We start from the raw sequence: 12,640 nt of genomic DNA on the forward strand, positions 1-12,640 counted from the left end.
TAAAAGAAAATGTTAATAAATATTAGACTTATATGAAAGGAAGATTACTTTGAATATTGCACTCATAGCCCACGATAAAAAGAAACAACAAATGGTCAATTTTACAAAAAAATATAAAGATATGCTTAAGAATCATAAACTTTGTGCAACTGGGACAACGGGAAGAATTATCAATGAAGAAACAGGTCTAGAAATTAAAAGATATCTTTCAGGACCACTTGGAGGAGACCAACAGATAGGATCTAAAATTGCATGTGATGAAATCGACTTAGTTGTATTTTTAAGGGATCCTCTTACGGCACAGCCCCATGAACCGGATATATTAGCCTTAATAAGACTGTGCGATGTACATTCCATTCCAGTAGCTACAAATATAACAACGGCAGAAATTTTATTAGAATCATTGCATAAAGAAGAAAATCCTAATTGGCGTGAAATTAAAGATAGGTATTAAAGAATAAAAAAAGGTATGTTTCAGAAATTTGTTATTCTGAAACATACCTTTTGACTATATCTCTTCCTGTATAGCTTTTCTAACCTCATTTAAGCTAGGAATTTTACCAACAAACTTAAGACTTCCATTAATCATTAAGGTTGGAGTTTCCGTTATATCTGCCTCTGCTAAGGATGGAATATCAGCTATGATTTGGAAATCGTCATCCAAACCTAACTCAGTTAAGACCGCATCAACGATGGGTGCAACTTTACTGCCGCCTCAGCAAATACTTTCAAAAATCTTTATTTCCATAAACAAACACTCCCTTTATAAAAGACTTCATTATTTTGATATAAGTTTCTTTATTTCATCCTTAGAAGGAACTCTTCCAGAAACCTTTAAATCTCCGTCTATTACTAGGCCAGGAGTTTTAATTACACCATAGGCTAGTATATCCTTAAAGGCAGTCACTTTCTCAATGTTTGCATCTACTCCCGCTTCTTTAACAGCTTCTTTGGCAAGCTCAGAAAGAGTATCACACTTCTTACATCCAGCACCTAAAATTTTAATATCCATTAAAGCACCTCCGTTATAATATTATATTAAACAAATAGCCAACCAAAATAATTGATGTTCCAGTTATTGCAACAAATATAGCAATTAGTTTGGGTTTAATAACTTGTTTTAAAAGAATCATTTCTGGAGCAGATAAGGCAACTACTGACATCATAAATGATAGAGCGGTACCCACGCCAGCCCCCTTGGCAATTAAAGCCTCGATAATTGGGATAGTTCCTACGGCGTTGGAATAAAGGGGTATACCTAATAAAACGCTAGCAAAGACAGCAAAGTGATTATCTGGACCTGTATATTTCACTATAAGGTCTCGAGGGAACCAGCCATGCAATACAGCACCTATCCCAATACCTACTAAAACGTAGATCCAAACTCTCTTAACTATATCCTTTACTGCATCTAAAGCAAAGCTTGCTCTTTCTTTCAAATCCATATCTGGAGTTTCTGCCTGACCAACATGCATTTGATAAACATATTCTTCTACTAAATGAGTCAAATTAAGCTTTTCAATTATCATTCCCGAAATAATACCTATAACCATTCCGGCTACAGTATAAAGAATAGCTATTTTTAATCCAAAGCTAATAAATAAAAAGCCTATTGCTATTTCATTAACTATAGGAGACGTAACTAAAAAAGTAAATGTAACACCTAGTGGAATACCCGATTCCACGAAACCTATAAATATAGGCACTGTTGAGCACGATCAGAAGGGAGATAAAACTCCTAAAACAGAAGCCATAAAATGTGCTCCAAAACCACCAAACTTAGCAAGAGTTTTTTTAACCTTTTCCGGTGGAAAATAGCTTCTGATATATGAAATAGTAAATATCATAAAACTAAGTAGTAAAATAATCTTTAAAGTATCATAGATGAAAAAGTTGATACTATCACCTAACTTAGAGTGAAGATCTAACCCTAAAAGTCTTTCAACTATGAAATCCGCAATAGATTTTAGCAAATGTAAAGCACCTCCTTATATTTCAAAATGTTTTTGATCTTCCTTTAATTGATTGTGTAGAGCAGTTTTAACAAGGTCAATTATTTCCAAAACTTCCTTATGTCTTATTCTATACATAACTTGAAGACCATCTTTCCTACTAGTTAGTATGCCTTGGTCCTTTAACACCTTTAAATGTTGAGAAACATTAGATTGTTCAAGATCAAGGTCTTCATAAATATGACAGACACATAATTCATCTTCACTTCTTAAACGATCTATGATTTTAAGACGAGTAGGATGAGCTAGGGCCTTTAAAAATGATGATGTAAGTGTGAAATATATATTTGACATAAAAACCTCCTTAAAAAATTCAAAATAACTATATTAGAATATTCTAATGTTATTATATGATTTTGCCGAAAAAAAGCAATAGTTTAATGAAAAAAAATTATAAATATTTGTTTTGTAAATAATAGAAAGTATTGAAAAAAGTACAACAGATAATTGCATGTAAAAGAACAAAAAATATAGATGTATCAAATATAGATATTCAATCTCGTAATAAGAAATATTCTTCATAAGAAGATAGTTGTTTCTACGTTTTTTTGAAGAGTATCTTAGACAGAAGTTTGTTTGTCTATATGAAGAAACAATATTAAGTTAAACACGAAAAAAATGCTTTAAACTATGAAGTTAGAGAGGAGAATTTTAGTGAGAGACAATAAACTTAGAGTTATAACTCTTGCCATATCCTTAATGTTGATAACATCTGCATTTATTGTAGGATGTACGACACCGGAACCGCAAGAGAGACCTGTGCCAGATAATAGATATGGTACAAGGTACTATATGGAAAATGATAGATATACTACAAGAAATGGAACAAACTATGGTGTAACAGACAACACAAGAAATGCTAGAAATTACGGACAGATGTATACACCAGATAACAGATTATATGGATTTTTTGATACAGGAAACGATGCAAGAGGCTTTGGGTATGACAATATACCAGAAAATATGCAAGTACCATCAAGGACTGGAACAAACAACACCCAAGTAAGACAAATGGAAAATTCATGTAACAATATAAAAGGTGTTAATGATGCCACTGTTGTGAAAAACGGTGATACTGCCTATGTTGGATGTGATACTACACCAGGAACAAATGAAAACGTTGCTGCATTACGTACAGAGTGTGCCAACAGGATTAGAAATATAGATCCATCTATTAAAAAGGTAGTTGTTACAGTAGATCCAAATAAATTGTCAAAGTTAAAAAATATGGCTAGAGATATAAATATAGGAAGACCAGCAAGAGGTTTTATGAACGACTTAGAAAATTTATTTAGATAGATATAGAAAAAGCTTCCCACCATTATAAGGTGGGAAGTTTCTTTTAGTTTTTATTTTTCTATTTTATTCATGTATTCCATGGCTTTAAGTCTATATGCCTCAGCTTCATATGTATAAGCCATATATTTATTCATATTAATCATATAGTTCATGTAGTCTTCATCGTCTATATTATCATCCAGTGTTATAGGATCCATGTCAATTCTCATCATCATTGGATCCATTGGCATCATAGACTGCATACTCATCATATGCATATTCATAGGATTCATGTTCATCACCTGATGCATAGCTAGATTTGGCATTAGATTATGATATCCCATCGGCATCATTGACATCATAGGGTGCATGTACATTCCCATATATGGATTCATTCCCATACCTAGATTCGTGTCCCTATTATCCTCAAATGAGTAGTAAGTATCTTTTTTATCCATAAATTAAATCCCCCTTAAAATGAAAAAAAGTATTATGCTATATTTATAACTTATGAGGATATAGGCTTGTTCCATACTAAGAAAATAGGTGAGTTTTGAAAAAATAAATGTGAAGTTTATATAAGCAATATTCTAAAAGTTTTGAAAAAAATTTAACGATGTGATAAAATTAAGAAAATGAATCTATATAGGTATAGGGGGTAATAGTATATTGGAAAAGATATCCTTTAATATTGATGGTATGGTGTGTGCAAATTGTGAAAGACGTATCGAAGGAAACCTATTAATGGTTGAAGGCGTTGAAGAAGCAAAAGCAAGTATGAAAAAATCTAAAGTAGATATTATCTATGATGGAAACAAAGTCGATACAAGTAGTTTGATAAAGACCATTGAAAAGCAAGGTTATGAAGTTATATTTGAAGCCAGAAGTTCCTTTAAAACTGTTATACCATTAGTTATACTTCTCTTTGCAGGGTTTTATATAATTCAAAATACTATTGGTTTCAATTTTATACCTAAGGTCACGGAAGAAATGGGATATGGCTTAATACTTATGGTAGGGCTTTTAACCTCCATTCATTGTATTGCTATGTGTGGTGGTTTAGCATTATCTCAGAGCGTAGGATCAGAGACTAAAGCAAGGAAATTCACACCTTCTCTTCTATACAATGGAGGTAGAATTATATCATATACGATAATTGGTGGACTTGTTGGGGGATTAGGAGGAATAATATCTCCATCCGGTCAATTTAAAGGAATTGTAGCTGTCTTTGCAGGGGTGTTTATGTTCGCACTAGGGCTTAAAATGTTAAATATTATTCATCTACCAAGCTGGATCAAGCTTAAGATGCCAAAACTTAACTTAAGAGTTAATAATGTATCTAGTCCTCTAGCTCCATTATTTGTTGGACTACTAAATGGTTTTATGCCATGCGGTCCTCTACAAACTATGCAGTTGTATGCCCTAGGGACTGGAAGTGTAATGAAGGGTGCTCTATCTATGTTCTTCTTTAGCTTGGGAACAGTGCCACTGATGTTTGGCTTCGGAGCAATAACTTCATTAATTGGTAGAAAATCTGGTAAGAAAATAATGAAATTAAGTGCTGTTCTGGTAATGGCTTTAGGAATTATAATGCTCAATAGAGGATTAGCATTATCGGGGATATCTCTAAACATAGGAGGAACAGAAGAGAAAATAAGTGAAACGAATCAAATTGAAATGAAAGATGGAAAACAGATTATTAACTTGACAATAAAGTCAAACCAATATGTACCCGATGTTAAGGTTGTCAAAGCAGGAGTACCTGTACAAATAAACCTAGATGTTTTGAGTGTTAATGGCTGCAATAATCCAATAAGTATTCCCCAATATGGGATTGAAAGAAATCTTATGTCGAAGGATAACATCATAGAGTTTACTCCGGATAAAGAAGGGTCAGTTACTATTACTTGTTGGATGGGAATGATTACAACACAGCTTGTAGCCGTTAATGACCTAAATGATGTAGATACAAAGGACTTAGAAGAGTCTACGGAATTTTCACTGCCGCAGTCTGATGGTTGTAGCGATTGCCAATAGCAATAGTTTTTTCAGTTAACAGCCTAAATCAGGAGCAAAGCTCCTGATTTTAATTTTGCTCAATTTAAGTTTGACAAACGATATCCAAAAATGTTAATGTATAATCAAACGAAAACAAGGAGTGTTTGAATGAATAGTGGTGAATTGTTTTGGAATGCAACTATAGAGGAGATAAAACAGGGATACTTATATAGCAAGAAGCTAGACCAATATATTTGTCTAATATGTGGAGAAAGTTTTGAAAAGGGAGTAATTTATCCACAAGGAGATATTTTATATGATGCAGAAAGAGCTGCTAAAAATCATATAAACAATGAGCATGGTTCAGTTTTTGAGTATCTAATAAATATGAATAAAAAATATACTGGACTTACAGATATTCAAAATGAGTTGATGAGATATTTCTATCAAGGATTAAGTGATAAGGAAATTGTGAAGAAGACCGATGGAGGAAGCACATCCACTATAAGAAACCATCGTTTTAGGCTAAAGGAAAAGGAAAAACAGGCAAAGGTATTCTTAGCTCTGATGGCTTTGCTTGAAAATAAGAGTGAAAAGGATGAGGGTCTAATTGACATCCATAAGGGGGCTACAATGGTGGATGAGAGATATGCAATCACAGAGTCAGAGAAGGAAAAGGTAATAAAAACCTATGTGAAGGATGGAGTGCTAACTACTATTCCTAGGAAGGAAAAGAGAAAGATCATCGTACTTAGGTATATAGCAGAAAAGTTTAAGAATAACGTAAAGTATAACGAGAAACAGGTAAACAATATACTCAGTAAAATACATGATGACTATGTTACCCTTAGAAGATATCTTATAGAATACGGCTTTTTAGATAGAAGCAATGATTGCAGTAGCTATTGGGTGAAAAACTAGGTGGTGTGGGGGTAGAGGAAATGGAAAAAGATAAAGACCTTCTATTTCAAATGAAAGATCATAAGGTTAAGATGCTAAGACATGAGGAAGATATAGAAGATGTACTGAGGCTTTGCCAAAACTGCTTAGACTATTATGCGCTGGAAGGGATAAAATCAGTGGATATACAGAATGCCAAGGAGATATTCGAGGGCTTACCTCAAGGCAAAACAAGTGAAGATAAAATGGTTATAGGAATTTATGGTGAAAAAGATAATTTAATTGGAATTATTGAAGGCATAAGGGAATTTCCACAAAAAGATATATGGTATGTTGGTCTAATGATGATTGCAAAGGAAAAGAGAAATGAGGGCTTAGGAGAAAAATTTTACAAAGCTTTCGAAAAATGGTCTTCAGAGCATGATGTAAACAGTATAAGACTAGGTGTATTAGAAGAGAACGCAATGGGTCTAGGATTTTGGAAAAAAGTTGGGTTTAATGTTATAAAGAAAATAGATAATTTTAAGATTGGTAATATAGAAACGACGGTGTTTTCCATGGAAAATAATCTTTTCTAAAATATGAAATAGAAAAAACATTAGGTACCATCTTATATAGATAAAGTGTGTAAACTCTGTATTTTAAGGAGAATACACACTTTATCTATATAGTCTTAGGGTTTTAAACTAGATTATAACACCCTTCTTTTAATCATAATATACTGCCACAGGCTTTCTACAAACTCTTCTGCCCTTATATCTTTTAGAAAAAGAATATTGTTTGCTAATAAATGATTCATGGTTTGTTCAAGGGCGTCTTCAAACTCATCGTCTTCAAAATAGAAGGATCCATCGTATTTAGATCTGATTATTTTAGCGATAGTACTTTCAAACTCTTTTAGCATATTAATTCACCTCGTAGAATTACAAAAAAAGTAATATAATTCCATTATACGACACAATTAGTTGCCAATTCAAGCATAATACACTATTTGTTTCGAAAAACTATCTTGTATATAGCTTTGTGCTAACATATATAAGAGGTGATAGTGTGGATTTCTCAACAAGGTTAAAGGAAATAAGAGAGAAAAATGCCATGACACAGGATGATTTGGCCAAGATTCTTAAGATTACCAGACAAGCAGTTGGTAACTATGAGCAAGGTAGTAGATTTCCAAATGATATAGAATTACTAACAAAAATAGCCGATATATTCGATGTGTCTCTGGATTATTTACTTGGAAGAATAAATGCAGATATAAAGGCTGACTGTGTAGATTCTATAGATAAAATAGTTATAGAGCATATTAGTGAAAAGAAAGAAAACTATTACACTAATAGAACAATGGCCTTAAGAAAATTGCTTATGTCAGTGGATGATTTGCCCAATGAGACCATTGATAAAATTATTCAAGTAATTGAAATATTAAAAGACTCCTTAGATAAATAGTCATATTCATCAAGGAGTCTTTTGTTATAGAGAGTTGCAAGTAAATCTTAATTTATACATATCAAAATATTCGATGCTTCTGGGGATTATTGATGTGTATAAATTAAAGCTTTGACTGGAATCTCTATATGAAATCTATTCTCTAGTGATATTTTCCAACGGAAATTTAATTGTAAATATAGTCCCATTATTAACATCAGACTTGGCTTCAATAGTTCCACCATGGGCCTCTATCAAGGTTTTTGTTATAGTCAAACCAATTCCAGACCCACCTGTAGTCCTGGTTCTTGACGAGTCACCTCTATAAAGGTGTTCAAATATATGGGGTAAATCCTTTGGAGAAATTCCTATTCCAAAGTCTTCAACGGCAATGTAAAGATTATTATCTTCTATATAGGACTTAATATTTACAATACTATTTTCGAAGGAGTATTTAAATGCGTTTGAAAGCAAATTATACATTATTTGCTTAAACTTAGCCCTGTCCATAAAAGCTTCTAAAGTAGTTTTGCTGTCTAGGCTAAGGCTTAGGTTTTTCTTGCTAAACTGAGGTATTAGAGAATTAACTATTTTTTCTAGTTCATCATCTATTCTAAAATCCGATTTATTTAAAACGTAGTTCATCTTTTCAAGTTTATTAATATCCTCAAGGTTTTCTACCAAACTATGAAGCCTAGTTACTTCATCATAACAATCCTCTAGCTTTTCTGGTGTTGGATTCCATATGCCGTCTATAAATGCCTCAATATGACTTTTTATAGTTGTTAAGGGAGTTCTTATTTCATGGGCCATATCCGATGTAAGACGATTTCTCAAGGCCTCCTGCTGCTGTAGCGTATCAGCCAAGTTATTAATAGAAGAAGAAAGCTCTGAAATCTCGTCTATATTAGTCTTAATATCGGTTCGGACTGACAAATCGCCTTCCTTAATCTTTCTTGATGCCTGTGTAATCCTTTTAATAGGTACTCCTAATTGACGAGAAATTACAATACCTATAAAAACACTTACCATAACTGCTATAAAGCTTGATATAAGTATAGATTGATAGAGGGTTAATTTAAATGACATTGCTTCGTTGGATATGTTTGAAGCACCTAAATAACCTATTGTTATCTTTCCAATATCTTCATCTCTGTATGTGAGTGGATAAGTATTTTCGTTATAGCTCTCAAACATATTTTTAAACATTCTTCCCATCATCGGTCCCATCATATGCCCATTGCTTTGGTGTCCCATAAGTGGATACATCCCAGTAGTATACAATAGGTTGTTATTTAAATCGAAGATCTCAATAACGTAGCCCTCTGAAATAGCATATCTAGTAAGACCTGCCCCTTCAAAATCTGGTGTCGTTGGATCCTTATTGATAGTTGAGGCTATAATAGACCTAATATTATCAATTTTTTCCTCATGCTCTTTAAGCAAATACAAATTAAACTTTTTATCAATCATATATGTTGATGTAATCCCTGTAATTAAAAGGGAAATAAGAATTATTGATATAAAGCTTATAAGTAATTTTCTATTTAGGCTTATCTTTTTCATAGTTTATCCTCCGAACTTATAACCGACTCCATAGACTGTAAGTAGGTATTTAGGGGTTTTAGGATTATCTTCAATTTTATGCCTTATGTTTTTTATATGGGTGTCTACTGTTCTATCAAAACCGTCATAATCGATTCCAAAGGCCTTTTCTACCAGTTGTTCACGAGAGAAGATTTGTCCAGGATTTGAAGCCAGTATAAGTAAAATTTTATATTCGTTTGGTGTTAAGTTGGCTATTACACCTGCTTTTAAAACCTCATGCTTTCTTATATCAATTTTGAGATTATCATTATCAAAGGAAAGTATATCCGATAGGGGTCCTTTATCTCTATAGCTTCTTCTAAGGATTGCCCTAACACGTTGAACCAACTCCCTTGGACTAAATGGCTTAGTTACATAATCATCGGCACCCAATGAAAATCCTTCAATTTTCGAAGCTTCAGCAATTTTAGCAGTAAGCATAATTACTGGTACGTCAGAAGAACTTCTAATGTTTTTGCATATTTCTTCTCCAGATAAGCCTGGAAGCATTAGATCTAAAATCACTAGATGGGGAGATTCTTTTCTGAAAATATTTAGTCCATCGGTACCATTGGTTGATTTAAGAACCTCATAACCGTCCTTTTCAAGATATGCTTCTATAACGTTCAAAATCTTTTCCTCGTCCTCAACAATTAAAATTTTAAATTTATTTTTCATATTATCACACCTCTAATACGATTTTAGCACTTTTTTGTGGGTTTTAATAATAATAAAATAAAAAATAGCAAGGGGAAACCCTTGCTCAGATTGTTAACAAAGTTAACAAGATGTTAGGCTGTTAAGAAACTTGAAGTTCAAGGTGTGCTGAAATCAAGAGACCGCAGCGTATATAGACATACGTAAGGGTTCTTGATTGAAGTAACAACGAAGAAATTCGTGTTTGTTAACAGCCTCGGCAAGGGAAAATCCTTGCTATTTAGTAATTAACTTCTTCTTATGCAAATATTCCTCTTCAGCAATTTCTCCAGAAGCAAATTTTTCATCTAAAATCTCAAGTGCTCTACTGTTATCATTATACATAGGCATACAATGTCTTCTATTATGTCTAAAAACAAAATAGAAAATCAATCCCATCATCAATGGCCAAAGGATCATCATAAAACCGCCTCCCATCCATCCAAATCTATTAAAGCCCATCCAGTGCATCATTTTGTAAACCTCCTCTATATTCTTTTCTTTAATAACATGATATCTAAAACTTGTGGAGGAAATATGAAGAAAAGTTTTTTCTCAGATTGTTGAAAATTCGAAAGCCTAAAGAAATTTTTTTTCTTTTTTCTATGAATCTCCATATTTCCTTCATAAGTTCAATCTATAATTAAGGTGTAAAATACTTCAACCCAAGAAAGGAGAATGAAAATGAAAAAAATTATTGTTTTAGCTATTGTAGCTGTAATGGTACTATCATTTGGAGTGTTAGCCTTTGCAGAGACTGCTAATGAAAGTCCAGACTGGTATAAGGAAATGATTAAATGGAAAAAGGATCAAATTGAGAAGGCAGTAGAAGACAAACAAATCACAGAGGAACAAGCAAAGTACTGGAACGAGAGAATTGATGCTATGGAAAAATACCACAATGAAAATGGTTTTAACTTCCCAGGAGGATGTGGTGGCCCAGGAAGAGGTCAAGGCAGAGGCTTTGGAGGCGGTTTTGGCCAAGGCATGAGAGGCGGATTCAATAGAACTAATGTAACTACAAATGGCATATAAATAAGTAAAAAAATCTATGTTTTTTCTAAAAAGTGATAATTATAATTAAGAGAGTGCTAATTTTAGTGCTCTTTTATTTTTTATTTTTGATAGTTTAGTACTATGAGAAATTGTGAAAAACATGTAAAATAAGAAAGATAAATGTCTAAATTTGTGTTAAGATATAAATGAAGATAAGCAACTTGGAGGTTTAATAAATTTCAAAGAAAAAATGTTGTTTATCCATAATAAGTAAATTGATCGATTTAGTTGTGTTGGAGGTTTTTTTATGGAGGAAAAGAATGTTCCTAAAGTTGATTTGATTCTGGCTTTATCAGAGAGCTTGGATTTGATTAGTCCTGCTATAGTAGGACATCATATAAGAGTTGCATTTTTATCTTTAAATATTGCATTGATGCTTAATATGCAAAAAGATGATGTTAAGAGTTTAATTTATAGTGCACTTTTACATGATGTAGGAGCATTATCTTTAAAGGATAGATTGGATGGCCTCGAATTTGACTTGAAAGATCCTCACCTTCATTCACTGGTTGGACATAGTTTACTTAAGATGCACAAACCCTTTGAAAGGGTTTCCAATATAGTAAGGTGTCATCATGTTAGCTGGAACAATATTAATAAATTTAATGAGAAAAATATAGATGTTCCTTTAAGTAGCCAAGTTATACATTTAGCCGACAGGGTAGATGTTTTAATGGATTGGAGAAGAGATTTACCAAATCAGATGGATTGTATAATGGAACAGATTACAAAGGAGAAGGGGAAAAAATTTAACCCTGATATTGTTGAGGCCTTTGCAGAGACCTCAAGATCAAAACTAATTTGGCAAAATTTGAGTTCGAATAATACACTAACTCTTTTTAATGCCATTCTAGGCGATGATTTATTAGACATGGATGAAATGCTTAATATCTCGAAGATATTTGAAAAAATAATTGATTTTAGAAGTAGGTTTACTGCCACCCATTCCAGTGGGGTCGCCCATGTTGCTTGTAATCTTGCAGAAATCTCAGGAATGACAAAGAGAGAAATAAAGATGATGAGAATCGCTGGAAACTTACATGACCTAGGAAAGCTGGCCGTTCCAAAGAAATTATTAGAAAAGCCTGCTAGCCTTTCTCATGATGAATTTGACATAGTTAAAAAACATGTTTATTATACATATTCTATTTTAAAGAAAATAAGGGGCATTGGAGAAATATATGAGTGGGCAGGATTGCATCACGAAAGATTAAATGGGAAAGGGTACCCTTTCAATAAAACAGATGCGGAGTTATCCTTGGGTTCTAGAATCATGGCTGTAGCAGATATTTTTACTGCTATTACAGAAGACAGACCCTATCGAGAAGGTATGAAAAAGGAAAGGGCATTATTTGTCCTAGAAGATATGGCCAGGAGAAATGAAATTGATAAAGATATTGTATCGATGTTAAAGACCAACTATAACGTAATAAATGAAGGCCGTATATGTATTCAAAAAGAAATCGTAAATGAGTTTAAAGGCTTTTGGGATGAGGTTAATTTAAATCATCAGGCAGTTTAAGTATATAAAATATTATTCCAGTACATTATAAAGCAAAGTGATTAGGCTTCTATGTACTGGATTTTTTATTTTCTTTAAACAATCTGGAGTAAAGGATTTAAGTAAAGACTTTGATTTATACATGTCCAAAACTCCCAGAAACGTTGAGTATTTGTACATGTAT

18 protein-coding genes are annotated in these 12,640 nt (G+C 32.8%); 8 read left to right on the forward strand and 10 right to left on the reverse strand.

The window, feature by feature from the left end:
* Nucleotides 1-49: 49 nt before the first annotated feature.
* A complete protein-coding gene (mgsA, locus tag R9X47_RS17515; RefSeq protein ID WP_432662318.1) occupies nucleotides 50-454 on the forward strand; it encodes a methylglyoxal synthase in 405 nt (134 codons plus the stop codon).
* Nucleotides 455-508: 54 nt separating this feature from the next.
* On the opposite strand, the gene R9X47_RS17520 is transcribed toward mgsA, so the two are convergent.
* The 5 genes from R9X47_RS17520 to R9X47_RS17540 all read right to left on the reverse strand — a co-directional run bounded on the left by R9X47_RS17520 (nucleotide 509) and on the right by R9X47_RS17540 (nucleotide 2,306).
* On the reverse strand, nucleotides 509-664 hold the full coding sequence (locus tag R9X47_RS17520; protein WP_432662319.1) for a thioredoxin family protein: 156 nt from the start codon (nucleotides 662-664) through the stop codon (nucleotides 509-511).
* A gap of 114 nt (nucleotides 665-778) precedes the next feature.
* Nucleotides 779-1,012, reverse strand: coding sequence for a thioredoxin family protein (locus R9X47_RS17525; protein WP_432662320.1), 234 nt, complete (start codon nucleotides 1,010-1,012; stop codon nucleotides 779-781).
* 13 nt (nucleotides 1,013-1,025) lie between these two features.
* On the reverse strand, nucleotides 1,026-1,706 hold the full coding sequence (locus R9X47_RS17530) for a permease (protein ID WP_432662321.1): 681 nt from the start codon (nucleotides 1,704-1,706) through the stop codon (nucleotides 1,026-1,028).
* A gap of 12 nt (nucleotides 1,707-1,718) precedes the next feature.
* Nucleotides 1,719-1,973 (reverse strand): hypothetical protein, encoded by a 255-nt coding sequence (locus R9X47_RS17535; RefSeq protein ID WP_432662322.1) that lies wholly within the window; start codon nucleotides 1,971-1,973, stop codon nucleotides 1,719-1,721.
* A 15-nt stretch (nucleotides 1,974-1,988) separates the two neighbouring features.
* The gene (locus R9X47_RS17540; RefSeq protein ID WP_432662323.1) at nucleotides 1,989-2,306 is read right to left on the reverse strand and encodes an ArsR/SmtB family transcription factor; all 318 of its coding nucleotides are present in this window, start codon (nucleotides 2,304-2,306) and stop codon (nucleotides 1,989-1,991) included.
* Between the two features lie 360 nt (nucleotides 2,307-2,666).
* Here R9X47_RS17540 and R9X47_RS17545 point away from each other — a divergent pair, with 360 nt between their 5' ends.
* Nucleotides 2,667-3,311 carry a YhcN/YlaJ family sporulation lipoprotein gene (locus R9X47_RS17545; protein ID WP_432662324.1) on the forward strand — a complete coding sequence of 215 codons (645 nt, stop codon included), beginning with the start codon at nucleotides 2,667-2,669 and terminating at the stop codon, nucleotides 3,309-3,311.
* Nucleotides 3,312-3,361: 50 nt separating this feature from the next.
* Here the strand turns inward: R9X47_RS17545 and R9X47_RS17550 are convergent, their stop codons facing one another.
* Nucleotides 3,362-3,748, reverse strand: a complete 387-nt coding sequence (locus R9X47_RS17550) for a hypothetical protein (protein ID WP_432662325.1) — start codon at nucleotides 3,746-3,748, stop codon at nucleotides 3,362-3,364.
* A gap of 211 nt (nucleotides 3,749-3,959) precedes the next feature.
* Here R9X47_RS17550 and R9X47_RS17555 point away from each other — a divergent pair, with 211 nt between their 5' ends.
* The 3 genes from R9X47_RS17555 to R9X47_RS17565 all read left to right on the forward strand — a co-directional run bounded on the left by R9X47_RS17555 (nucleotide 3,960) and on the right by R9X47_RS17565 (nucleotide 6,766).
* Nucleotides 3,960-5,327, forward strand: a complete 1,368-nt coding sequence (locus R9X47_RS17555) for a sulfite exporter TauE/SafE family protein (protein ID WP_432662326.1) — start codon at nucleotides 3,960-3,962, stop codon at nucleotides 5,325-5,327.
* A gap of 129 nt (nucleotides 5,328-5,456) precedes the next feature.
* Nucleotides 5,457-6,209 (forward strand): DUF2087 domain-containing protein, encoded by a 753-nt coding sequence (locus R9X47_RS17560; protein WP_432662327.1) that lies wholly within the window; start codon nucleotides 5,457-5,459, stop codon nucleotides 6,207-6,209.
* 20 nt (nucleotides 6,210-6,229) lie between these two features.
* Complete coding sequence (locus R9X47_RS17565; RefSeq protein ID WP_432662328.1) at nucleotides 6,230-6,766, forward strand: GNAT family N-acetyltransferase; 537 nt, start codon at nucleotides 6,230-6,232, stop codon at nucleotides 6,764-6,766.
* A gap of 113 nt (nucleotides 6,767-6,879) precedes the next feature.
* Here R9X47_RS17565 and R9X47_RS17570 read toward each other — a convergent pair whose 3' ends face one another.
* Entirely contained in the window at nucleotides 6,880-7,092 is a 213-nt protein-coding gene (locus tag R9X47_RS17570; RefSeq protein ID WP_432662329.1) for a hypothetical protein, read from the reverse strand.
* Nucleotides 7,093-7,238: 146 nt separating this feature from the next.
* Between R9X47_RS17570 and R9X47_RS17575 the strand changes: the two genes are divergently transcribed.
* Entirely contained in the window at nucleotides 7,239-7,637 is a 399-nt protein-coding gene (locus tag R9X47_RS17575) for a helix-turn-helix domain-containing protein (RefSeq protein WP_432662330.1), read from the forward strand.
* 135 nt (nucleotides 7,638-7,772) lie between these two features.
* On the opposite strand, the gene R9X47_RS17580 is transcribed toward R9X47_RS17575, so the two are convergent.
* From R9X47_RS17580 to R9X47_RS17590, 3 genes are all read right to left on the reverse strand, one after another.
* Nucleotides 7,773-9,182 carry a sensor histidine kinase gene (locus R9X47_RS17580; RefSeq protein WP_432662331.1) on the reverse strand — a complete coding sequence of 470 codons (1,410 nt, stop codon included), beginning with the start codon at nucleotides 9,180-9,182 and terminating at the stop codon, nucleotides 7,773-7,775.
* A 3-nt stretch (nucleotides 9,183-9,185) separates the two neighbouring features.
* Nucleotides 9,186-9,881 (reverse strand): response regulator transcription factor, encoded by a 696-nt coding sequence (locus R9X47_RS17585; protein WP_432662332.1) that lies wholly within the window; start codon nucleotides 9,879-9,881, stop codon nucleotides 9,186-9,188.
* A gap of 255 nt (nucleotides 9,882-10,136) precedes the next feature.
* Nucleotides 10,137-10,373, reverse strand: a complete 237-nt coding sequence (locus tag R9X47_RS17590; protein WP_432662333.1) for an SHOCT domain-containing protein — start codon at nucleotides 10,371-10,373, stop codon at nucleotides 10,137-10,139.
* Nucleotides 10,374-10,583: 210 nt separating this feature from the next.
* On the opposite strand from R9X47_RS17590, the gene R9X47_RS17595 reads away from it, so the two are divergent.
* Together R9X47_RS17595 and R9X47_RS17600 are read left to right on the forward strand one after the other, a co-directional pair.
* Nucleotides 10,584-10,934 carry a DUF2680 domain-containing protein gene (locus tag R9X47_RS17595; RefSeq protein ID WP_432662334.1) on the forward strand — a complete coding sequence of 117 codons (351 nt, stop codon included), beginning with the start codon at nucleotides 10,584-10,586 and terminating at the stop codon, nucleotides 10,932-10,934.
* Between the two features lie 268 nt (nucleotides 10,935-11,202).
* Entirely contained in the window at nucleotides 11,203-12,477 is a 1,275-nt protein-coding gene (locus R9X47_RS17600) for an HD-GYP domain-containing protein (RefSeq protein ID WP_432662335.1), read from the forward strand.
* The last annotated feature ends 163 nt before the right edge of the window (nucleotides 12,478-12,640 follow it).

The organism is Wukongibacter baidiensis (genome assembly GCF_050888315.1).
Lineage (GTDB): Bacteria > Bacillota > Clostridia > Peptostreptococcales > Caminicellaceae > Wukongibacter > Wukongibacter baidiensis.